The organism is Microbacterium sp. Yaish 1 (assembly GCF_002245215.1).
Lineage (GTDB): Bacteria > Actinomycetota > Actinomycetes > Actinomycetales > Microbacteriaceae > Microbacterium.
Window position 1 is genome coordinate 1,026,178 of the sequence record NZ_NPMR01000002.1, and the last position, 22,423, is coordinate 1,048,600.

At 71.5% G+C, this 22,423-nt stretch carries 21 protein-coding genes and 1 tRNA gene; 9 read left to right on the forward strand and 13 right to left on the reverse strand.

The genetic code is table 11. From position 1 onward, the window contains the following. On the forward strand, window positions 1-2,283 hold the full coding sequence (locus CI089_RS13980) for a transglutaminase family protein (RefSeq protein WP_094262067.1): 2,283 nt from the start codon (window positions 1-3) through the stop codon (window positions 2,281-2,283). 107 nt (window positions 2,284-2,390) lie between these two features. On the opposite strand, the gene CI089_RS13985 is transcribed toward CI089_RS13980, so the two are convergent. Continuing rightward, on the reverse strand, window positions 2,391-3,788 hold the full coding sequence (locus tag CI089_RS13985) for a dicarboxylate/amino acid:cation symporter (protein ID WP_094262068.1): 1,398 nt from the start codon (window positions 3,786-3,788) through the stop codon (window positions 2,391-2,393). 200 nt (window positions 3,789-3,988) lie between these two features. On the opposite strand from CI089_RS13985, the gene CI089_RS13990 reads away from it, so the two are divergent. After that, window positions 3,989-4,597: an HD domain-containing protein gene (locus CI089_RS13990; protein ID WP_094262069.1), complete on the forward strand. Its 609-nt coding sequence runs from the start codon at window positions 3,989-3,991 to the stop codon at window positions 4,595-4,597. A 41-nt stretch (window positions 4,598-4,638) separates the two neighbouring features. Here CI089_RS13990 and CI089_RS13995 read toward each other — a convergent pair. Then, window positions 4,639-4,727, reverse strand: a tRNA-Ser gene (locus CI089_RS13995). A 73-nt stretch (window positions 4,728-4,800) separates the two neighbouring features. On the opposite strand from CI089_RS13995, the gene CI089_RS14000 reads away from it, so the two are divergent. Both CI089_RS14000 and CI089_RS14005 read left to right on the forward strand, forming a co-directional pair. Continuing rightward, a complete protein-coding gene (locus CI089_RS14000) occupies window positions 4,801-5,841 on the forward strand; it encodes a lactonase family protein (RefSeq protein WP_094262070.1) in 1,041 nt (346 codons plus the stop codon). 29 nt (window positions 5,842-5,870) lie between these two features. After that, a complete protein-coding gene (locus CI089_RS14005) occupies window positions 5,871-6,647 on the forward strand; it encodes a siderophore-interacting protein (RefSeq protein ID WP_094262071.1) in 777 nt (258 codons plus the stop codon). A gap of 31 nt (window positions 6,648-6,678) precedes the next feature. Here the strand turns inward: CI089_RS14005 and CI089_RS14010 are convergent, their stop codons facing one another. Next, a complete protein-coding gene (locus CI089_RS14010) occupies window positions 6,679-6,876 on the reverse strand; it encodes a helix-turn-helix transcriptional regulator (RefSeq protein WP_088380800.1) in 198 nt (65 codons plus the stop codon). Between the two features lie 2 nt (window positions 6,877-6,878). After that, window positions 6,879-7,361, reverse strand: coding sequence for a hypothetical protein (locus CI089_RS14015; protein WP_094262072.1), 483 nt, complete (start codon window positions 7,359-7,361; stop codon window positions 6,879-6,881). 99 nt (window positions 7,362-7,460) lie between these two features. Here CI089_RS14015 and CI089_RS14020 point away from each other — a divergent pair, with 99 nt between their 5' ends. Then, window positions 7,461-8,096: an NADPH-dependent F420 reductase gene (locus tag CI089_RS14020; RefSeq protein ID WP_094262073.1), complete on the forward strand. Its 636-nt coding sequence runs from the start codon at window positions 7,461-7,463 to the stop codon at window positions 8,094-8,096. Between the two features lie 40 nt (window positions 8,097-8,136). Here CI089_RS14020 and CI089_RS14025 read toward each other — a convergent pair whose 3' ends face one another. Continuing rightward, window positions 8,137-8,634, reverse strand: a complete 498-nt coding sequence (locus CI089_RS14025; protein ID WP_094262507.1) for a DUF427 domain-containing protein — start codon at window positions 8,632-8,634, stop codon at window positions 8,137-8,139. Window positions 8,635-8,644: 10 nt separating this feature from the next. Then, window positions 8,645-9,049 carry a DUF3054 domain-containing protein gene (locus tag CI089_RS14030; RefSeq protein ID WP_094262074.1) on the reverse strand — a complete coding sequence of 135 codons (405 nt, stop codon included), beginning with the start codon at window positions 9,047-9,049 and terminating at the stop codon, window positions 8,645-8,647. Window positions 9,050-9,104: 55 nt separating this feature from the next. Between CI089_RS14030 and CI089_RS14035 the strand changes: the two genes are divergently transcribed. The 3 genes from CI089_RS14035 (at window position 9,105) to CI089_RS14045 (ending at window position 13,408) form a co-directional block, all read left to right on the forward strand. Continuing rightward, entirely contained in the window at window positions 9,105-9,722 is a 618-nt protein-coding gene (locus tag CI089_RS14035; RefSeq protein WP_094262075.1) for a Type 1 glutamine amidotransferase-like domain-containing protein, read from the forward strand. Between the two features lie 97 nt (window positions 9,723-9,819). Next, window positions 9,820-11,535, forward strand: a complete 1,716-nt coding sequence (locus tag CI089_RS14040) for an AMP-binding protein (RefSeq protein ID WP_094262076.1) — start codon at window positions 9,820-9,822, stop codon at window positions 11,533-11,535. A 109-nt stretch (window positions 11,536-11,644) separates the two neighbouring features. Continuing rightward, entirely contained in the window at window positions 11,645-13,408 is a 1,764-nt protein-coding gene (locus CI089_RS14045; RefSeq protein ID WP_094262077.1) for a thiamine pyrophosphate-dependent enzyme, read from the forward strand. A gap of 121 nt (window positions 13,409-13,529) precedes the next feature. On the opposite strand, the gene CI089_RS14050 is transcribed toward CI089_RS14045, so the two are convergent. The 4 genes from CI089_RS14050 to CI089_RS14065 form a co-directional block, all read right to left on the reverse strand. Continuing rightward, the gene (locus CI089_RS14050; protein ID WP_094262078.1) at window positions 13,530-14,657 is read right to left on the reverse strand and encodes a baeRF11 domain-containing protein; all 1,128 of its coding nucleotides are present in this window, start codon (window positions 14,655-14,657) and stop codon (window positions 13,530-13,532) included. A gap of 89 nt (window positions 14,658-14,746) precedes the next feature. Beyond that, complete coding sequence (locus CI089_RS14055) at window positions 14,747-15,301, reverse strand: NYN domain-containing protein (protein ID WP_023951887.1); 555 nt, start codon at window positions 15,299-15,301, stop codon at window positions 14,747-14,749. Window positions 15,302-15,348: 47 nt separating this feature from the next. Beyond that, complete coding sequence (locus CI089_RS14060) at window positions 15,349-16,527, reverse strand: PQQ-dependent sugar dehydrogenase (RefSeq protein WP_094262079.1); 1,179 nt, start codon at window positions 16,525-16,527, stop codon at window positions 15,349-15,351. 9 nt (window positions 16,528-16,536) lie between these two features. Next, window positions 16,537-17,934, reverse strand: coding sequence for a serine hydrolase (locus CI089_RS14065; RefSeq protein WP_094262080.1), 1,398 nt, complete (start codon window positions 17,932-17,934; stop codon window positions 16,537-16,539). A 97-nt stretch (window positions 17,935-18,031) separates the two neighbouring features. Between CI089_RS14065 and CI089_RS14070 the strand changes: the two genes are divergently transcribed. Next, window positions 18,032-19,342: an SLC13 family permease gene (locus CI089_RS14070; protein ID WP_094262081.1), complete on the forward strand. Its 1,311-nt coding sequence runs from the start codon at window positions 18,032-18,034 to the stop codon at window positions 19,340-19,342. A gap of 17 nt (window positions 19,343-19,359) precedes the next feature. Here the strand turns inward: CI089_RS14070 and CI089_RS14075 are convergent, their stop codons facing one another. The 3 genes from CI089_RS14075 to CI089_RS14085 are packed head-to-tail and all read right to left on the reverse strand — an operon-like array spanning window position 19,360 to window position 22,423. After that, window positions 19,360-20,070: an NUDIX hydrolase gene (locus tag CI089_RS14075; protein WP_094262082.1), complete on the reverse strand. Its 711-nt coding sequence runs from the start codon at window positions 20,068-20,070 to the stop codon at window positions 19,360-19,362. Between the two features lie 20 nt (window positions 20,071-20,090). After that, window positions 20,091-21,833: an ABC1 kinase family protein gene (locus CI089_RS14080; RefSeq protein WP_373441601.1), complete on the reverse strand. Its 1,743-nt coding sequence runs from the start codon at window positions 21,831-21,833 to the stop codon at window positions 20,091-20,093. 5 nt (window positions 21,834-21,838) lie between these two features. After that, window positions 21,839-22,423, reverse strand: coding sequence for a PadR family transcriptional regulator (locus CI089_RS14085; RefSeq protein ID WP_094262083.1), 585 nt, complete (start codon window positions 22,421-22,423; stop codon window positions 21,839-21,841).

Sequence of the window (22,423 nt, forward strand, 5' to 3'; positions counted from 1 at the left end):
ATGCCCTCGCGCGCCGAACTGAGCCGCACCGGCGACACACCGCTGGCGGCCGTCCTCCTCCTGTCGATCGTCGCCGCGATCCTCCCGCTGCTGCGCGTCGTGGCCGCCGGCACGTGGCTCGTCGTCGCGGTCGCCGTGGCGGCAGCCGTGCTGCTCGTCGGCGTCGGACTGCGACGGCTGAATCTGCCCGCCGTCGTGGTCACCCTCGCCGAGCTGGTGACGGCGGGCGCCCTCGTCACCGCCGTCTACTTCGGCGACACCGCGCTTCTCCTCGTCATCCCGACCCCCGGGACCTTCGCCGAGGTGCCGTCCCTCATCACCGGCGCGAGCGGGCAGATCATCAACGGGGTCGCGCCCCTCACCGCGGACCGGCCGCTCGCGGTCCTCGCCGTGACGGCGGTCGCCGCCCTCACGGTCCTGCTCGACCACACCGTCATCACGGCCCGGATGCCGCTGCTGGCGGCCATCGCCCTCGTCGCGGTGTGGCTGATCCCGGCACTGTCGGTGCCCGCCCCCGTCGACCTGATCGCGTTCGTCGTGTTCGCGGCCGCGGTGCTCCTGCTCATCCGGACCGAGACCCGCTCGCGCGAACGTGCGCTGGCCCGATCGGTCGCAGCGGTCAGCGCCACCGAGGCGCGACAGCGCGGCGAGGCGGAACCACGTCGGCGCCGGTCACGCTCGGGTGCCGTGCTCGCGGCCGGTCTTGCGGTGACCGCGATCGTGGCGACCGTCATCGTGGTGCCCGAGCTCCCCCGCCCCGCTCCGCGCATCGGAATCGGAACAGGCCCCGCCACCACCATCAACGCCAGTCTCGAGCTCGGCGACGATCTGCGGCGCCCCACCGACGTCGAGGTGCTCACAACCCGCACCAACGCGCCCAGCATGCCCTACCTGCGTGCCGCGACGCTTTCGAGCTTCGACGGACGCGTCTGGGAACCCGACCGCGACGAGACCACTCCCCTCACTCCCGAGGCGCTCGGTCCGGTCGTCGCCGACCCCGACGTGCGGGTGACCGAATATCAGACGACCGTCAGCATCACGCAGCTCTCGTCGGCATGGCTGCCGGTGCCCGGCCCGGCCGTGCGCGTGGACGATCTTTCCGGCGGCTGGGAGGCGATGCCGTCCAACCGCACGGTGGTCGCCGCGGACACCGACACGCAGGGGCAGGAGTACGTCACGACCACCCATGTCGTGCGTCCGACCCTCGAGCAGATCCAGGCGGCCGGGACGACCACCGACGGCCTCCCCGATGCCGTCACCCAGCTGCCCGCCGACATGCCCGCCTCGATCGAGCGGACGGCGCGCGAGGTCACCGCGGGGGCGGAGAACGATTACGACCGGCTCGCCGCCCTGCAGCGCTGGTTCCGCAGCGCGGAGTTCACCTACTCGCTCGACGCGCCGGTCTCCGACGGGTTCGACGGATCGGGCGTCGACGCGATCGCGGACTTCCTCGAGGTGCGCAGCGGCTACTGCGTGCACTTCGCCTCCGCGTTCGCCGTCATGGCGCGAACCCTCGACATGCCCTCCCGCATCGTCGTCGGATACCTGCCCGGAACGCTGACCGGCCGCGTCGTGGACGGCGAGAGCGTCGCGACGGTGCTGAGCTCGCAGCTGCACGCGTGGCCCGAGGTGTACTTCGCCGGCATCGGCTGGGTGCCGTTCGAGCCGACGAACAGCCTCGGCACCCCCGCCAGCTACGCGCGCTCGGCGCAGCCGCTGCCCGACGACGGCGGGCAGGACGTGACCCCCGCGCCCGCGCCGCAGCAGACGGCGACGGTCGCGCCCGACGGCGGGCCCACTCCGACGCCGACCACCTCGACGGGGCCGAGCGCGGGCTCCGAAGGCTCGCCTCTCGCGCTCGTGCTGCCCTACGGCGGAGTCGTCCTCGGCTTCGCGGCGCTCGTGCTGCTTCCCGCCCTCCTCGGAGCGGCGCGGCGGCGGTGGCAGACGACGGCGGCCGAACGCGGCGATGTGCTGGCGGCGTGGCGGATCGTCCGCGAGAGCGCCCGCGACGTCGGCCTGCGCGTCGACGATGCCGAGAGCCCCCGCGCCCTCGGCATCCGCCTGGCGGCCATGCCGACGGTTCCCGACGAGCGCGTCGACGCGCTCGTCGCCGCGGTCGAACGCACGAGCTACGACGTTCCCGACAGCGAGCGCGACGCGGCGGGCGGCCGCGCCGCGGCATCCGACGCCCTGGCCGTCCGCCGAGGGCTGCTCGCGTCCGTCTCGACGCCGCGGCGCATCAGCGCCGTCCTGCTCCCCCGCTTCCTCGTCCGCGCCTGACTCCGCGGGCCCCGCGCATGCCGATGGGGCGCACATCCCGACCTCGAGCGCAGAAGAAACTGCGCCGGATGCCGAGAAGCGCGCCCCATCGCGGATGGGCGCGGGCGTCAGGCCCGGGCGGGGGTCTCCAGCTCGTCGGCGCTGTCGTCGGCGAACGGGTCGCCCGAGCGCTCGGCGTCGTACAGCTCGCGATCGAGGATGCCCTCGCGCTTGGCCACGATCGTCGGCACGAGCGCCTGCCCCGCGACGTTGACGGCCGTGCGGCCCATGTCGAGGATCGGGTCGATCGCCAGCAGAAGGCCGACGCCCTCGAGCGGCAGGCCCAGGGTGGACAGGGTCAGCGTCAGCATGACGGTCGCACCCGTCGTGCCCGCCGTCGCGGCCGATCCCACCACCGAGACGACGACGATCAGCAGGTACTGCACCGCGTTCAGCTCGAGGCCGAAGAACTGCGCGACGAAGATCGCGGCGATCGCCGGGTAGATGGCAGCGCAACCGTCCATCTTGGTCGTCGCCCCGAACGGCACGGCGAACGATGCGTACTCGCGAGGAACGCCGAGGTTGCGCTCGGTGACGCGCTGCGTGAGCGGCAGGGTGCCGATCGAGGAGCGCGAGACGAACGCGAGCTGCACCGCGGGCCAGACACCCGAGAAGTACTGCCGCACCGACAGGCCGTGGGTCTTCAGCAGCACGGGGTAGACGACGAAGAGCACGAGAGCGAGGCCGATGTAGATGGCGACGGCGAACCAGAGCAGCGTCGTGAGCTTCTCCCAGCCGTACGTGACGACGGCCGACCCGATGAGGCCGAGGGTGCCGATCGGGGCGATGCGGATGATCCACCACAGCACCCGCTGGACGACCTTCAGGGCCGACTCGGTGAACGACACGAAGGCTTCGGCGCGCTTGCCGAGCTTGAGGGCGGCGATGCCGATCGCGACCGAGATGACGATGATCTGGAGCACGTTGTAGCCGACGCTCGAGCTCGCGGCGCCCGTCTCGGGGTCGATCGAGGTCGACACCGACAGACCGAGGAAGTTCTGCGGGATGAGTCCCGTGAGGAAGCTCCACCAGGAGCCGACGCTCGAGGGGACGTCGGGGGTGAGCTGGCCGGCGTCGACGCGCGCGCCCGGCTGGATCGTGACGCCGAGCACGATGCCGATGGTCACGGCGATCAGCGCGGTGATCCCGAACCACAGCAGGGTCTGACCCGCCAGGCGCGCGGCGTTGGTGACGTTGCGCAGCTGCGTGATCGAGGCGACGATCGCGAGGAAGATCAGCGGCACGACCGCCGTGCGCAGCAGTGTGACGTAGCCGCTGCCGATCGTCGACAGCGTCGCGGCGAGCCCGTTCGGGTTGCCCTCGGCATCGGGCCCGAGCTGACGTGCCAGCAGGCCGAGGAGAACGCCCGCGACGAGGGCGATCGTGATCTGGAAGCCGAACGAGCGGTAGAAGGGCTTCTTCCGCTTCGCCGGGGCGGCGGCGTTCTTCGAGGTGGCAGAACTCATGGTGGTGCTCCTGAGAGGGATGACGTCGCGATGGCGACCCACCGACGCTAAACCCGAATCGGGGTCGTCGGGGCCATATGACCCTCCATGACACCCGCCGGCTCCGTCGCGTCGTCGCTTTCGGGACACGGTCGCTCTGATGTCTGCCGGAGTCCGCATCGGGGCGGTCGTGGCCCTTGCCGCCACCGGAGAATGAGCGCGTGACCCGCGATCTCGACCGCCTCCTCGCCCCGCCGACGCCCACCGCCGCGCTCGCCCTCGAGGCGGTGAGCCGGTGGTCCTCGCCCGCGCTCGTGGACCACGGCGTCCGGTCGTGGGCCTGGGCGCGGCTGCGAGCCGAAGCGCTCGGGCTCGATCACGACCCCGAGCTGCTGTTCGTCGCGGCGATGCTCCACGACCTCGGCGTGACCCCCGCGTTCGACGCTCACGAGATGGCGTTCGAGTCGGCCGGCGGCGCCGCGGGATGGCTCTTCGCGGCCGGTGCGGGGTGGCCCGCGGAGCGCCGCGAACGCGTGCGCGAGGTCATCGAGCGGCACATGTGGCTGAGCGTCGACCCGGCACTCGATCCGGAGGGTCATCTGCTGGAGGTCGCGACGAGCCTCGACGTCTCGGGAGTCGCGCCGGAGCTGTGGGATGCCGAGACCCTGCGAGCCGTCACCCGGCGGCATCCGCGTCGGGACTTCACCGCGCAGTTCGCGCAGTGCATCCACGCACAGGCGCGCCGCAAGCCCGGCACTCCCTCGGCCCGCCTCGACGCGTCGCAGCGCATCGCCGAGGGCGGGCGGGTGTGGGACGGCATCCTGGCATGACGAAGGGCGCCACCCTCGCGGAGTGGCGCCCTTCGTTTCGGCGGAAGTGACAGGATTTGAACCTGCGAGGCGAGTTACCCCGCCTACATGGATTCCAGCCATGCTCCTTAGGCCGCTCGGACACACTTCCGTCGACGAGTTTATCAGTCCCGGGCGCGCACTCCCGCCGCGTCGGTCTCGGGCCGCGGAGCTAGGCTCGTGACGTGACTGATTCCTCTCTCGTCCTGGTCGCCAACGCGGGTGACAGCAGCATCAGCGTGTTCCGTCTCGACGGCGACGCCCTCGAACGGCTCTTCGTCGCCGACGGCCTCACCGGAACCGGCACCTTCGCGATCGACCGCGAACGCGACCTGGTCTACGCGGGCGTCAAGGGGGCGACCTCGGACGAGCCCGCGGCGATCGTGACACTCGGGCTCGATCGCGCCACGGGCGAGCTCACCCCCCGCTCGCGCTTCGCGCTTCCGGACGGGTCGGTCAGCTACATCGCGCTCACCCGCGGGGGCACGGCGCTGCTCGCTGCGTCGTACGGCGGCGACTACGGCTTCGTCGCCCCGATCACCGACGGCGTGATCGGCGACCCGACCGGCCGTGTCGAGTTCGCCAAGCTCCACTCGGTGCTGCCCTCCTCCGACGGCCGCTTCGCCTATTTCGTCTCGCTCGGCGACGACCTCGTCGGCCAGTTCGCGCTCGGCTCCGACCTGACGCTGACTCCGGTCGGCTCGGGCACCGCCGCAGCGCCCGCCGGCAGCGGCCCCCGCCATCTCGTGCTCAACAGCGCCGAGGACGCCGTCTACGTCATGACCGAGTACTCCGGCGAGGTGCTGCACTACGCGCGCGACGCGGCGACGGGCGGCCTGGAGCTGCGCTCCCGGGCCAACGCGGTCGACCCCGCAGCCGGGCTCGTACGCGGTGAGATCGGCGGCGACCCCGTCGCCAACCACGCCGTCTGGGGCGCCGACATCCACTTCGGCGCGGACGAGCGGTACCTCTGGATCTCGGAGCGCTCGACGAGCACGCTCGGCGCCGCACCCGTCGCCGAGGACGGCACCGTGCAGGACGTCTCGTCGTTCATCCCCACCGAGCCGCAGCCGCGCGGATTCGTCCTCTCCCCCGCGGGAGACCGTCTGATCGCGGCGGGCGAGAAGTCGCGCACGGTCTCGCTCTACGCCGTCGACGGCGCCGAGCTGACGCTGCTCGAGCAGGCCGAGACGGGCGCGGGCGCGAACTGGGTCCGCTTCGCCTGACCCGCGGCGCCCCGGGTACCGTGGGTGAGGTGGCCCTCTCCTCTCGCACTGCTCCCCGTACCCCGCGCCCGAGCATCGAGCTCGAGGTCGTCGGAACCGAACGCCTCTCAGCGCACCTGGTGCGCGTGACCCTCGGGGGCGAGGGCTTCGCGGCGTTCCAGAACCGGCCCGAGACCGACAAGTACGTGAAGCTGAAGTTCACGACGCCCGCGCCCGAGTCCGCGCCGGTCACGCGGACGTACACGGTCCGACGGGTGGATGCCGTCGCGGGCACCCTCTCGATCGACTTCGTGGTCCACGGCGACGAGGGCCTCGCCGGGCCGTGGGCGGCGCGCGCGCAGGTCGGCGACCGGATCGAGCTGATGGGACCGGGCGGCGGCTACGCACCGGATGCCGCCGCCGATTTCCATCTCTTCGCCGGAGACCTCTCGGCCGTTCCGGCGATCGCCGCCGCACTGGAGGCGCTGCCGTCGGATGCGGTCGGACACGCGTTCGTCGAGGTGGAGTCCGACGACGCGATCCTGGCCCTCGAGGCGCCCGCCGGGGTAGAGGTTGAGTGGATCGTCGACCCCACCCACGATCCCGCGGCTCTCGCCGCCGTCGTGCGGCAGTACGACTGGCCGGCGGGCGACGTGCAGGTCTTCGCCCACGGTGAGCGCGAGTCGATGAAGGCGCTGCGGCGCGTGCTCTTCGACGAGCGCGGACTCGAGCGCGGCCGGGTCTCGCTGTCGGGCTACTGGGCCCGGGGGCGCAACGAGGACCGGTTCCAGGCGGAGAAGCGCGAGCCCATCGGCCAGATCCTCTGAGCCCGCCGTATCAAACGACCCGGTGCATCCTTCATTCTGCGCTGTCGGAGAAGATGTCCTCGATCGCGCATCCGAACACCCGAGCGAGCCGGAACGCCAAGGGGAGGGACGGATCGAAGCGCCCGCGTTCAATGGAGATGATGGTCTGGCGCGACACCCCGAGCTCATCGGCGAGACGCTGCTGCGACCACCCCCGGTCGCGTCGGCGCTCGGATACTGAATTCTCCATGCTCAGCCGCGTCGCTGCTCGGCCAGGTAGCGCACCGCCACCGAGCCCATCGCGATCATCAGTACCGCTGACAGAGCGATGAGGGTCGGGACCTCGACGCGCGTGAACGCGAGAGTCGCCGTACCGAGACCCACGATGAGGAGGGTGTCAGTGAGAGCGCCGCTCGTGGCCCGCTCGAACCACCGCGACTCGACCGACTGCTCGGGCTGCTCGGCGGCTCCCCGCAGAGTGGACCGGTCGACGACCGCCACCCAGGCGAAGCCGATGCACGGGCCGAGCGTGAGAGCGACGATCACGGCCGCTCCGACCACGGGCTGCGGACCGCCGCCGCCCGTCGCGACGACGACCGCCGCGAGTGCGGACGACACGAGCGCACCCGCAGGGATCGCGATCCACAGCGCGGAGAGCCGGCGATCGCCGAATCTCATGCGTCCCCAGCGGGGGCGCTTGTCGACGGCGGACGGCGTGCTCCGGTTCTCGTTCATCGTTCCCTCAGTGTCAAGTGGACTTTACTGTAAACGATACTTTACACACGTTCGAACCCCGCGGGAATGCCGGCGCCGGTTCCAACGGTTCACCTCCCCATGACCACTGTGGGAATCATCGGAGCAGGACACATCGGAAGCGCTCTCGCCGAAGGGCTGGTCGCACGCGGCTACGACGTCGTGATCGCCAATTCGCGCGAGCCTGAAACGCTCAGCGACCTCGTCGCGCGGCTCGGCGAGCGCGCACGGGCGGCGACCGCGCAGGAAGCGGCCGAGGCGGCGCATTGGGCCGTCGTGACGGTGCCGCTGAAGGCACTCGAAGACGTCCCCGCCGAACCCCTCGCCGGCAAGATCGTGCTCGACACGAACAACTACTACTGGGAGCGCGACGGCCGCATCGCCGAGCTCGAGGAGAAGCGCACCACGACATCCGAGATGGCACAGTGCCATTTCGCCGAGTCGAAGGTCGTGAAGGCGTTCAACCACATCCCCGCCGCCGACATCAACACCGACGGCTCCCCCGCCGGCACCCCCGACCGTCGAGCGCTCGCGACCGCGAGCGACCACCCGGATGCCGTCGCGCACGTCACCGCGCTCTACGACGAGTTCGGCTTCGACACCGTCGACATCGGTTCGCTCGCCGAGAGCTGGCGCGTCGAGCGCGACCAGCCCGCCTACGTCGTGCGGCAGAACGCCGACGAGCTGCGCGCCAACCTCGCTCGCGCCCAGCGCTGATCGAAGCGTCGCAACGCCCACGCGGACCCGTTCGAGCAGATCACCATCCCATCGAACCGGGGACGCCCTTGAACGGGCCCGCGAGGTTGGACGTCACCCAGCCGCCGTAGAAGCCGCCGGGCTGCGGTACGACGACCTCGCCGTCGACCGTGCACCGGTCCATTCCGCCCGCATAGACGGCGACGCGTCCGACGAGCTCCTCATACCCCGGCGACGGGTTCGGGTAGCCCCACGCGGCACGCTCGCGCACGGCCGTGCCACGGACGACGTCGAAGTACTCGGCTGCGCCCTTGAACTCGCAGAAGGAGCTGCCGGCCGCCGGTACCAATGAGCCGGGCACGAACGCCGCGGCCGGCAGGTAGTACACGGGCGGATGGCTCGTCTCGAGCACTCGCACGACGTCGTCCGTCTCGACGATCGTGACGGCGGCGAAGTCGATCGTCACGCGCGCGTGGACGCGTTCGAGGCGGGGCGGACGGGGATAGTCCCAGACGGACTCCTGTCCGGGACCGACGGGATCGGGGGTGGGGCGGCGCATGCCCGACAGGTTACGCGCGGGGAGCGACATCCCGGCTGCGAGGACGCCCACCGCGGCGCGACCGCAGCGAACGGATGCCGCGGGCGATGAGGCGCCATCCGAGCAGCAGCACGAGCAGCGTCAGCGTCGCGACGATCACGAACGGCAGCGCCGTCCCCTGACCCGACACGGCGCGAAGCAGCATCCCGCCGACGACCGTGACGATCCACACGACGAGACCCGTCGGCACGATCCCGGTCGGCGATCGCCATGCCCGCACGGCGATCCACGCCACCAGCAGGCCGGCGAGGAACGGCCACGAGGTCTGCCAGAGGCCCGCGAGCACATCGGAGTCATGGCTCGCCCGGCCGGTCGCCGCGAACGCCACCACGAGGACGGCATCGAGCAGGAAGGCGAGGACGGACGCACGGATCATGTCCCCATCCTCTCCCGCCACAGCGGTGTCGGCCGCCCTCGATAGCGTTGCAGGCGTGCGACTGCTCCTCCTCTCCCTGCATCCCGGCGCGCTGAGCTCGTTCCTCGACGGCGGTGACCGTCCGGGCCCGATCGTGTACATCGACGACGCGCAGGCGGCGTTCCGCGACGCGCCCTTCGTCGCCGCCGAACGCGAGGCGGTGAGCTCGTGCGGCCGCGACGTGATCGATGCGACGCTGCGAGACACCGCCCCCGAGGACGCGGACCGTCTGCTCTCGCGCGCGGGGGCGGTGTACGTCGCCGGCGGAAGCACCTTCGCTCTGCTCGAAGCCCTGCGGCTCTCCGGCAACGACGACGTCCTCGTCGACCACGTCCGGCGCGGGCTCCCGTACATCGGACTCAGCGCCGGATCGATCGTGGCGGGACCGGATGTGACACCCGCATCGCTCATGGACGATCCTGCCGACGGTCCCGCGCTCGAGAACCACGAAGGGCTCGAGCTGATCGACGTCACCCCGATCCCCCACGCCGACGGAGCACTGCCGCCCTACCCGCCGGAACTGATCCGCCGCACCATCGACACATACGGGTCGGACTTCGCGCTCCTCCCGCTGCGCGATGATCAGGCCCTGCTGGTCGAGGACGGCAGCGCCACGGTGATCGCCTCACGCTGAACCCGCGCGTCCCATGCTTCGCCCAGCATCCGCTCCTTCCTAGACTCGGAAGGCGTCCGCCGCGCCTGCTCCGGACGAGAGAACAGATCCGAGGCCCATGTCTTCTCCCGATGCGACGGCGGCGACGGCCGCATTCCGCGCCGCCCGCGACTTCCTGCTCGACAACGCGCACTCCCCCGAGGCGGCCCACGCCGGGTTCACCTGGCCCGACGTCGGCGACCACTTCAACTGGGCCGTCGACTGGTTCGACGCGATCGCCTCGGGCAACGACCGCATCGCCCTGCACGTCGTCGACGAGGACGGCAGCGAGAGGCGGGTGACGTACGACGAGATGCGTCGTCGCTCGAACCGCGTCGCCAATTGGCTCACAGGCCGGGGCGTCGGGCACGGGGATGCCGTCATGCTCATGCTCGGCAACCGTGTCGAGCTGTGGGAGGCGATGCTGGCGATCCTCAAGATCGGCGCCGTCATCCTGCCGACCTCCGTCGTGCTGGGCGCCGACGACCTCCTCGAGCGCGTCGAGCGCGCCGACATCCGCGCCGTCCTGGCCGACCCGGTCGACGCCGCGAAGTTCGACGGGATCGAGGGCGGGTTCGAGCGCATCGTCGTGGGCGGCGAGCGTCCGGGATGGCACTCGTTCGCGGATGCGGCCGACGCCGACGACGCGGCACCCGGTGTCGTCGTGGCCTCCGACGATCCGGCCATCGTCTACTTCACCTCCGGCACCACGTCGCGACCCAAGATGGTGGTGCACACGCACGTGAGCTATCCGGTGGGTCACCTGTCGACGACGTACTGGATCGGCGTGCGCCCCGGCGACGTCCATATGACGATCAGCGCCCCCGGGTGGGGCAAGCACGCATGGAGCCTGTTCTTCGCGCCGTGGATCGCCGAGGCGACGATCTTCGTCTACAACTACTCCCGCTTCGACGCCGCACGCCTCGTCGAGCAGCTCGACCGCAACGCAGTCAACACCTTCTGCGCTCCACCGACGGTCTGGCGCATGCTGATCCAGGCCGACCTCGAGAAGCGGCCCCGCGCACTGCGCGAGCTGCTTTCGGCCGGCGAGCCCCTCAACCCCGAGGTGATCGACACCATCCAGCGCTGGTGGGGGCTGCAGATCCGCGACGGGTACGGGCAGACCGAGCTGACGGCAGTCATCGGCAACACGCCGGGCGTCGCCGTCAAGCCCGGCGCAATGGGCCGCCCGCTCCCGGGCAACGACATCGTGCTGATCGACCCGCTCACCGGACGCATCGGAGATGAGGGCGAGATCTGCCTGCCGACCGCGCCGACCCGTCCGCTCAACCTCATGCCCGGCTACCTCGGCGAGCCCGAGCGCACCGCCCGGGTCGACCACGACGGCTACTACCACACGAGCGATGTCGCCGTCCGGGACGCCGACGGACAGCTCACGTTCGTCGGGCGCACCGACGACGTGTTCAAGGCCAGCGACTTCAAGGTCTCGCCCTTCGAGGTGGAGTCGATCCTGCTGACGCACCCCGCGGTGGCCGAGGCGGGCGTCGTCGGGGCGCCCGACGCCGTACGGCTCAACATCGTCAAGGCGTACGTGTCGCTCGCGGCGTCCTGGGAGGCGTCGGCCGAGACCGCGCGGGCGATCCTCGCGCACGCCCGCGAGCACATGCCGCCGTACATGCGGGTGCGCCGTGTCGAGTTCTTCGAGCTGCCCAAGACGATCTCGGGCAAGATCCGCCGGGTCGAGCTGCGCGAGCGCGAAGTGGCCGCCGCGGATGCCGGCGAGCGCGTGACGACCGAGTGGCGCGAGTCGGACTTCCCCGACCTCAAGGGCTGAGGCGCCGTCCGCCTGCCGCTCAGGCGAGCCATTCGCAACCCCTGGCACGCGCACAGGCGGCGGGAGAAGACTGAGGGTGTCCGGACAGCCTCAGCAGAAGGAGCCCCTCGTGCCGCAGAACGTCGCCGAACAGATCGTCGCCCAGCTGATGGATGCGGGGGTGAAGCGGATCTACGGCATCGTCGGCGACTCGCTCAACCCGATCGTCGACGCGGTGCGACGAACCGGGGGCGCAGCGTCCGGCGGGATCGACTGGATCCACGTCCGCCACGAGGAGGCCGCCGCGTTCGCCGCGGCCGCTGACGCCGAGCTCACCGGCGAACTCGCGGTGTGCGCAGGCAGCTGCGGCCCCGGCAACCTGCACTTGATCAACGGGCTTTTCGACGCGCAGCGATCCGGCGTCCCGGTGCTCGCGATCGCCAGCCACATCCCGAGCCTGCAGATCGGATCGGGCTACTTCCAGGAGACGCATCCCGAGCGCCTCTTCACCGAGTGCAGCGACTACTGCGAGATGATCCTCACGCCCGAGCAGTCGCCGCGCGTCGTGAACTCCGCGATCCGTCACGCCACCGCGGGCTCGTCCGTCTCGGTGATCGTGCTGCCCGGTGACCTCGCCGAGCTGCACTCCACCGGCGAGTTCCCACCGTTCGTCGCTGCTCGTCCCGGTCGCATCGCGCCCGACGAGCGGAGCGTCGCCGAGCTCGCCGCCGCCATCGATAAGGCCGAGAAGATCGCGATCTTCGCGGGCGAGGGCGTCCGCGACGCTCGCGAAGAGGTCATCGCGTTCGCCGAGCACCTGCAGGCACCCATGGGGCACTCGCTGCGCGGCAAGCAGTGGATCCAGTACGACAACCGCTTCGACGTCGGCATGTCGGGCCTGCTCGGCTACGGCGCCATCGACCACGCGATGCACGAGGTCGATCTCCTCCTGATGGTGGGCACCGACTTCCCGTACGACCAGTTCCTCCCCGACGGGGCGAAGACGGTCATCGCGCAGATCGACGTCGATGCCCAGCGGCTCGGACGTCGGGCGGGCGTGACGCATCCCGTTCACGGCGATGTCGGCCTCACCCTCGCGGCGCTGCGCGCCCGGACCGCCGCGAAGACCGACGACGCGTTCCTCCAGCACACGCTGAAGCGGTACCGGAAGGCCATGAAAGACTCCGTCGCGGCGTACACCGACTCGGACGCGCAGCCGATCCATCCCGAGCGCGCCATGTCGGTCATCGACCGGGTCGCGGCATCCGACGCCGTCTTCACCGCGGACACCGGCATGGGCAACGTCTGGCAGGCCCGCTATGTCACCCCCGGCCCCGAGCGCCGTCTGCTGGCGTCGTGGCGGCACGGGTCGATGGCCAACGCGCTCCCCCATGCCTTCGGCGCGCAGATGGCGTATCCCGATCGGCAGGTCATCGCGATCGCGGGCGACGGCGGACTCTCGATGCTCCTCGGTGAGCTCATCACCGTCGCCGCCTACGACCTGCCGCTGAACGTGTTCGTGTTCAACAACTCCACGCTCGGGATGGTCAAGGCCGAGATGCTCGTCGCCGGCTTCCCCGACTTCGGCGTCGACGTGCCGATGGTCGATTTCGCCGCCGTCGGGCGAGCGCTCGGGTTCCACGCGCAGCGGGTGACCGATCCGGCCGACCTCGAGGCGGCCGCCACCGCCGCGCTCGCGCACCGGGGTCCGTCCATCGTCGACATCGTCACCGACCCCGATGCCCTCTCGATGCCGGCATCGATCACGGCGGAGCAGGTCGCGGGCTTCGGGATGTCGATGGCGAAGATGGTGCTCGGGGCGAAAGACTCCGGCGGCATCAGCGCGGTGCTCGACACCGCGAAGTCGAACATCAAGCACATCCGGAGCCTCTGACCCCCACCGGCCCGCGCCCGCCCGTGTCCGCGAGATACGTTCGCCGGACGCACGGGGCTGGTGTGGTCTGGGCACCCGCTCCAGACGACACCAGCCCCGCCGGTCCGACGGGTGTATCGCCTCAGACGAGGTCGGCAGGCAGCGGGAAGCGCAGGACGGCGGCGACGGGTGCGCCCTCGGGCAGGTCGGTGCTGCGGACGGCCCGCACGCGGCCGCCCGAGCGCAGGACGCGCGCCGCGATCTCGTCGAGGATCGCGTAGGTGGTCGGCCCGGCGTCGGGCGCGCGGGTGATGTGGCCGGACTCGTCGATGACGCCCTCCTGGTCGAATGCCAGATCGAACAGAAGCTCGTCGACGGCGGCGGTGCTGGCGGCGACGGCGGCCTCGCGGACCGACGACGTCGCGAGCCGCTGGGCCCGAAGCGACCCGAATCGCTCACGCCACTGCGCGAGCTCATCCTGCTCGTGGGCGTCGAGGATGCCCCGCGCGGCCTGCTCGAGATCCGCGCTCGACAGCGAGTCCGGGTGCGCGTCGATACCGCGCTCCAGAAGAAGGCGATGGGTGTTGACCGCGCGGTAGGCCGGCTCGAGGTCTTGGGAGGCGGCGAGGATGAGCGGGACGTCGGCGGGAACGACGCGCACGACGGCGTCCTGGATGATCCGGCTGAACTTCTCGCGCTCGATGCGGTCGCCCGTCGTCCCCTGCGGCCGCGGCATGTCGCGCTGACCGTCGGTCGTGGTGTGCTCGAGCGCGGCCCAGAGGTCGTCGGGCAGCTCGAGCCGCCGCTCGGTGAGCCCGAGGTCGGGACCCAGTTCGCTGAGACGGCCGCCCTCGCGCGACACCTGGATGACGAAGGCCCGGCGCGGGAACGACACGGCGCGCAGCAGCTGCCCCGCGTCGAAACGGTCGCCGACCGACGCCCGCGGTTCGAGGCGGCTCGGCAGCCGGAACGCCTCGACACGGCCGGGCGATGCGAGCACGACGGTCGAACGCGACTGGCTCTGCCAGAACTCCTCGTCGTCGAGCAGCGCGCGCAGCGACGCGAGCACAGCGTCGCGATCGGCGTCGTCGACCTCGACGGCGGCGAGTTGTCGCGCCGCCTCGTCGATGCCCTCGCGCAACTGGAGCTGCGCGTGGCGCCGGTCTGCGGGAATCGGTGACGACGGGGCGACGATCGTCACGCTCGCGGGATGGCGAGCGTCGATGAGGTCGAGCAGGGATGCGGTCTCAGGAAGATCGGATGCCAACATCGCCTCAGGTTAGGCAGGCGACCGCGCCGGGCGTCGAGGGGTTGCATGCAGCCGCGGATGCCGTTAGGCCACGGCCCCGCCGCATCCGATCACGCGAGGAACTCCCACGGGTCGAAAGACTCGATCGGGATGACGCGGACGCGCGGCAGCGGCGCATCGAATGCATGGACGTCGTACTCGAGGTCGAAGAACTCGACGCCCGGGATGGCCGTGAGCTCGCTGCTGCGGAACTCCGAGAACGCCAGCACTCCCACGCGGCGACCGGGCCCGGTGAGCGCCGCGACCTCGCCGACGAAGTCGCGGTCGTGGCTGACGAGCACGACATCGTCCTCGCGTTCCTTCAGCGCGGCGAGGGTGCGCTGGATGGCGATGTCGACGACCTTCTCGTCGGCGTCGCCCGACAGCGGCACCGGCTTGTAGTCGAGGGCGAGCAGCGCCTGGACGAACGACATCGGCAGGTGGTTGCTGGCGTTGAGGAAGAACAGTCCGCGCGCGGGCTGCTGCCACTGGTCGTCGACGAACTGCAGCAGGCGGTCCCAGCGGGGTCGCTCGTCCGGGAGCGGACGACGCCCGAGGATCGACTGACCGAGCGTCGCGTCGATGTTCTCGCCGTCGACGAGCAACCACGTCACGCGTTCGGTCATGAGGTCCCCTGTCTGCGAATGTCTCCCGTGAACGCTATCAAGCCGGTTCAATCCCCCGCCGCCAGGGGGACCCGCATCAGGCGGTCGTCGCCGGCCGCCGCGTTCCCCCGGCCGTCGGTGTTGTTCGTGAGCAGCCAGAGCTCGTCGCCCGCGACGACGGCATCGCGGACGCGGCCGAGCTCACCCTGCCAGAGCGCGACCGGCTCGCCGATGAGAGCGCCCGCCTCGACGTCGATCTGCCACACGCGTTCGCCGCGCAGGCCCGCGACGAAGAGGGTGTTCCCGCGCGCTGCGACGCCGCTCGGGCTCGCCTCCTCGGGCGTCCAGGTGATCAGGGGCGCGACGAAACGCTCGTCGTCCGACGCCCCCTCGACCAACGGCCAGCCGTAATTGCCGCCGGCTTCGATGCGGTTGATCTCGTCGAAGCGATCCTGTCCGAATTCGCTCGCCCACAGCGTGCCGTCCTGGGTCCACGCGAGACCCTGCACGTTGCGGTGGCCGAGGGAGTACACCGCCGATCCGAAGGGGTTGCCCGGGGCGGGCTCCCCCTCCGGCGTCAGCCGCAGGATCTTCCCCGCCAGCGAACCGGGATCCTGTGCCGCCTCGGGTCGTCCCGCGTCTCCCGTGGCGACGTAGAGCATGCCGTCGGGCCCGAAGGCGATGCGTCCGCCGTTGTGGACACGGTCACGCGGGATGCCGTCGATCACGACCTCCGCGCCGCCGAGCCGGCGATTCCCGGCATCACCGTCGAGGCGCGCGCGCACGATGCGATTGTCATCGGCCGTCGTCACGTAGGCGTACAGCAGCGTGCGGTCCTCGTCCTCGTGCACCGCGATGCCGAGGAGGCCGCCCTCGCCGACCGCGGCCGTGAGGTCGATCTCGCCCACGACGCGCGCGAGCCCGTCCGCGTCGACCTCGAGGACCGCGCCGTCGTCGCGCTGGCTCAGCAGCTGGGTCCCGTCGTCGAGGACGACGACCGACCACGGCACCTCCAGCTGGGTGACGACGTCGCGGGGTTCGCTGGCGGCGCGCCACCAGGCGACGGCATCCGCCGCCTCTTCCGTCGGCGCGTCGCTCGGGGTCGGCGCGGTCGCGCCGTCGCTCGGGCGCGGTTCGGCCGGGCCGGTGCAGGCGGACAGCAGCAGCGTCGAGGCGAGCAGCGCCCCGGTCAGGCCCTTCGACCCCCGAGGACGCGGATGGATGCCGTGGCCCGTCGAGCGCTTCATCGTTCCAGGCTACGACCCGGCGAGGATCGCGGCGGCGTCCTGCGCCCACCCGAGCGCCGCTTCGGGGTGGGCGAGCGTCGTAGCGTCGTCGGCGCGCGCGAGCACCGTGATGACGACCGGTGCGCCGCTCTCCCGCTCGAGGTACCACGAGCCGGCGAGCACGCCCACCGAGCTCCCGCCCTTGAACGCGACGTACGTCCACTCGTCCCCGAACTCGAGACCGGGATTCGCGGACAGGATGTCGCGCACGGGCGCCCCCGCCGGCGTCTGCGCCCGGTCCTGCAGCGCGGCATGTGCGGCCGCGAGGTCATCGGGCGCCGCGAACCAGTCGATCCCGTCGGGCCAGCCCGGCTGCGCGGTGGAGGCGGCCGCGAGGTCGGGGACGCCCGCGGGCAGCCGCTCCAGCACCGAGCGACGGGCATCGGGGTCGCCGGCAGCGCCGGTCCACAGCTCCCGCAGACCGGCGTCGCCGAAGAGCAGCCAGAAGAACTCGCGCGTCGTGGCGAATGGGAGGTTCGCCTCGGGGTCGGAATGCCCCATCGAGACCATCGCCGCTTCGACCGCGTCGCGGCCGACGGCGCGGACGAGCATGTCGGTGGCGGTGTTGTCGCTGATGGCGATCATCTTGTCGGCGGCCTCGCGCACGGTCACCTTCGTGCCGTCGGGCCGGTCCTGCAGCTCGCCGCTGGGCAGACTGCGCACCGCGGCGTCGACGACCAGCTCGTCGTCCCAGGCGAGCCGTTCGGCCCCGATGGCGTCGACGACGGCCCCGAGCACCCACAGCTTGAAGATGGAGCCGACGGGTCCGATCGCCTGGTCGCCGCCCTCGTAGAGCACCTCGCCCCCGACCTCGCGGACCTGCACGCCGGCGGTGAAGGCGGCGGCGTCGATCTGCTGCGTGAGCTCGTCCCAGGAGGCCGCGGGCGTGCGCTCAGGCTGCGGCGGGCTGAACAGGAGCATCTGGATGCGAGCGTCGGGCGTGACCGAGATCGACATGTCGTAGCTCACCTGCGCGGACTCGATGGTCACGCGGGCCTCGGTCTCCACGCCGTCGTACCCCACCGCCGTCCACGGGGCTGCGGCCTGCATCTGCGCGAAAACCTCCTGCAGCTGCGCGGGCGGGAGCTGCTCCAGAGCGGCATCGTCGAAGTGCGTCTGGATGTCATCGGCATCGGTGGCCTCGTCGCCGTTGATCTCGTCCATCACCCAGCGGACCTGGTCGCCGACCGGCGTGGCGGGAATCTCGACGGGCACGGCGGACGAGGCGGGCGTCCCCTCCGGCGCGGGTTCGGCCGAGCAGGCGGCCAGCGCTGCGGCGGTCGCCGCGGCGACGGCGACGGCGACCGGGCCGCGTCGGCGGGAGCGGGTGGACGGACGAGGAACACGCGTATCGATAGGGAGACTCACCTATCCAGCTTCTCGACGCACGCGTGTCTCCGCCTCCCCCTACGGGTGGAGATCGTGGCCGCCCGGATCGGCTCGGCCCTCCGGGTAGCGTGAAAGAGTGGACCCGATCGTCGCGACCTTCCTGATCCTCGCCGCCGCGATCATCGCCTTCCTGTCGGCGCGGGTGCCGCTCGAGGTCGTGGCCGTGGGTGTCGCGCTCGCGCTCTGGGCGACGGGGGTGCTCACCCTCCCCCAGGCGTTCGCCGGTTTCGGCGATCCGACGGTGCTGTTCATCGCGAGTCTGTTCATCGTCGCGACGGCGCTCGAGACGAGCGGCGTCACCCGCATGGTCGGTGCCGTGATCCTCGCCCGCGCCGGTACGCGGCGTGGCCGCATCCTGATCTGGGTCGGCGGGATCGTCGCGATCCTCACCGCGCTGATCAGCATCAACGGCGCCGTCGCCGCACTCATCCCCGTCGCCGCGGTGATCGCCCGACGGTCGGGCCTGTCGCCGTCCCAGCTGATGCTGCCGATGGCCTTCATCGCGTCATCGGCATCGCTGCTCACCCTGACCGGAACACCCGTCAACGTCGTGGTGTCCGAGCTCGCCGCCACCGAAGCGGGCCGCCCGTTCGGCTTCTTCGAGTTCGCGCTCGTCGGGCTGCCGCTCGTCGCGGCCACGATCGCGATCGTCGTGGTGCTCGGCCCGCGGCTGCTGCCGCATCACGGTCCCGACCCCGCGCCCGACCGTCACACGGAGCGCGAGGCCGAGACTCTCTCGCTGGTCCCCGAGGCCGTGCGCACGGGGGCGGTCCGCACGCAACGGCGCAGTCGCCTGCACCGCGGCTCGCGGCGCACGCTCGCCGTCACCGCCGTGATGGTCGCGCTGCTGGCCACGGGCGCGATCCCGCCCGCGGTCGCCGGCCTCCTCGCCGCCGGCTCCCTCATCGTGCTGCGGGTCGTGAAGCTGCCCGACCTCTATCACGGCGTCTCGTGGACGACCCTCGTCCTCATCGCCGGCATGATCCCCCTGTCCGTGGCGTTCCTCGAGACCGGAGCCGCCGACGTCGTGGCCGACGCTCTGCTGGCCGTCGTCGGCCAGGCCGACCCGCACCTGGCGCTCATCGTGGTCTGCGTCGTGGTGGTCGTGCTCGGACAGTTCATCTCGAACGTCGCCACCGTGCTGATCGTCGCGCCGGTCGCGACCTCGATCGCGCTCACCCACGATGTCAGTCCGCTCCCCTTCCTCATGGCGCTGACGGTCGCGGGGGCGTCGTCGTTCCTCACCCCGGTCGCCACCCCCGTCAACCTCATGGTGATGGCCCCGGGCGGGTACCGGTTCGGCGACTACTGGCGGCTCGGGCTGCCGCTCACCGTCCTGTTCCTCCTCGCGGCGGTGTTCTACGTCCCGCTCATCTGGCGGTTCTGAGCGCGCAGCGGCCGCGGTCACGACGGCGGAAGGGCCAGCTCCCTGCCGGTGTCCCAGTCCTCGGTCCAGCCGAGCTCGGTGAACAGGCCGTCCAGGAGCATCGCGGTGAAGCCCCAGACGAGGAACTCACCGGCATCCTGACGTACGACGAAGCCCGGCCCCCGCCATTCGGCGCCGTCGCGGCGCAGCACCGTGACACCGCGGTTCGCCGGCGCGAGCAGATCGGCGACCGGGGCGCGGAACACGGCCGCGGATTCCGCCACGTCGACCACGCGCACCGGCGACGGGCGTCGCCACCAGGCCAAGACGGGCGTCACGAGGTGCCGGGAGTACTCCAGCGGGACTGGCGGAAGAGCACCGAGCACCTCGACCCCGTCGGTGTCGAGTCCGGTCTCCTCGCGCGCCTCCCGCAGTGCCGCCGCGACCGTGTCGGCGTCACCGGGGTCGACTCGGCCGCCCGGCAACGCCACCTGCCCCGGGTGCGACCGGAGCGTCGCCGCGCGGGCGAGCAGCAGGACGTCCAGATCACGCGAGAGGGCGGCCTCGGGCGCATGATCGCTCGGACGGTCGTCGAGGACGCCGAAGAGCACGAGCACGGCGGCGGCGCGTGTGCCGGGCCCGGCCGCGGCTTGCTCCAGCCGCCCCGCACCGAACCCGGGCCGTCCGGCACGCGCGGCGAGCGCGGCGAGCTGTTCGCGCGCGCCCGTTCCCGGCGTCTCGAGGGGCATTGCTCCAGGCTACCCAGCCGTCAGTCGCGACGGCCGAACACGCCGCCGAACAGGACGTGCAGGAGCGGCAGCGCCGACAGCCCCATGAGCACCGTGCCCGCCGTCTCGTCGTCGGGACGCATCAGCACTCCCGCCACGAGCAGTCCGGCGAAGAGGATTCCCGAGACGGCTCGTCGTCCGAGCCGTTCCAGGCGCGACATCCGCCGTTCGAGCCGCGCGCTGTCGAAGCCGAGGTTGCCGTCCTCGAGGTGCGTGATGAGGCCGTCGAGCCGCTGCGGCAGGCGCATCGTGACGTCGGCGAAGGTCATCGCGCGCCGCGCCGCGTCGCGCATGAGGTCGCCGCGTTCCTCGCGGAGCAGTCGAACCGCGTAGGGCTCTACCGCGTCCCAGAGGTTGAACGCGGGATCGATCGAGGTGCACACGCCCGATGTGAGCGAGGCCGCCCGGATGACGAGCAGGAAGTTCTCGGGCAGCTGGAACGGCAGCGCACGGGCGAGCTCGCCGAACTCCCCCGCGAAGTCGCGGAACTCCCGCGGATCGACCTGTTTCAGCTCCGCGAACCCCATGCCGCCGAAGCGCGCGAACAGCTGGGTCATCGCGCGTTCGAGCTCGCGGACGTCGGCGGAGGGCAGCAGCGCGCCGACCTGCGAGATCCCGGCGACGAGTCCGCGGCCGTCGCGGGCCGCCGCAGCGACGAGGACCGTGCGCAGCGCGTCCCGCGTCGAGGGTGATATCTCGCCCATCATCCCGAAGTCGATGAAGGTCAGCACCCAGGCCGGCTCACCCTCGCGGCGCTGATCGGACGGCACGGGCGTGACGAAGACGTTGCCCGGGTGAGGGTCGGCGTGGAAGAAGCCGAACCCGAAGAACTGGTCGAACATCACGGAGGCGAACTCGCTCGCCACCTCGTGAGGGTCGATGCCCGCGGCCCGAAGACCGTCGACGTCGGTGACCTTGATCGCGGTGACGTCGGCGAGGGTCAGGACCCGGGCGGCCGAGCGCTCCCAGGCGATCTCGGGGACGGCGACACGGGGGTTGCCGGCGAACTTCTCCCGGAAGCGTTCCGCGTTGGCCGCCTCGTGCCGATAGTCGATCTCCTCGAGGCTCGTGACGGCGAACTCCTCGACGAGGGCCGGCATGTCCGCTCGGCGCGAGACGATGCGGATGCGGCGCAGCCAGCGCGCGATGCGACGGAGCGCGGCGAGGTCGACGTCGACGATGGTCTGGATGCCGGGTCGCTGGACCTTCACGACGACGTCGCTGAATCCGGCGTCGGCGGCCTGCTCGGCTGTGAGCCGGGCGCGGTGAGCCTGACCGAGGGATGCCGCGGCGACCGGCTGCTCGTCGAACGACGCGTAGGCGTCGCGCAGCGGCATCCCCAGCTCCGCCTCCGCGGCTGCGCGGATCTGATCGAAGGGAACCGGCGGCACCTCGTCCTGCAGGCCGGCCAGCTCGGTCGTGATCTCCGGTGGCAGGACGTCGAGCCGGGACGACATGAACTGCCCGACCTTGATCATCAGCCCGCCGAGCTCGACCGCGAGCGCGTGGAAGCGGCGCGCGAGTCGGCGGAGGCGCGCCGTCCGCCCCCGTTCCGAGAATCGCTCGAGACCGAAGCGCGGCAGCACGATCTCGAACCACCACGTCTGCACGAGCGCACGAGCGGCGAACCGCAGGATGCGGCGGTAGCGCGCACGCGCGCGGGCGTCACCCGGCACCGCGCGAGTGCCGGGTGACGCGACGCGATGCGGGTCGGCCGAGGCCACCCGCGTCAGGCCTGCGCGAGCAGGGCGTACAGCTTGCGGCGCGCGTCGTCGAGGATCTCGACGGCCTGCTGGACCTGCTCGGGCGAACCGCTGCGGCCGACCTGGGCGGCGGCCTGGGCGAGCTCGACACCGGCCTTCGGCAGCGCCGTCACGCGGCTGTGGTCGCGGCTCGTGGACTCCCACGGAGCCGACTTCTCGCCCGCCTCGCCCGCCGCCTCGCGGCCGGCCTCGGTGAGTGAGTAGGTCTTGCGTCCGTTGGACTCCTGGGCGCTGACGAGGCCCTCATCGGCGAGCAGCTGGAGGGTGGGGTACACCGATCCCGCGCTGGGCTTCCAGGCGCCCCCGCTGCGCTCTTCGATCTCGTGGATGATCTGGTAGCCGTGCATGGGCTGCTCGGCGAGGAGGGCGAGCACGGCGGCACGGACGTCGCCGCGTCCGACCCGGGTGTTCACCTTCTGCTCGAAGGTCGACTTCAACTGGTCGAATGCCTCGAACACGTTGTTCCCGAGGTCGGAGACGTTGAACCCGCCACGACCTCCGAAGATGTTGTCACGGCCGCCGAAACCGCCGGTGGGGAATGTTCCGCTCAT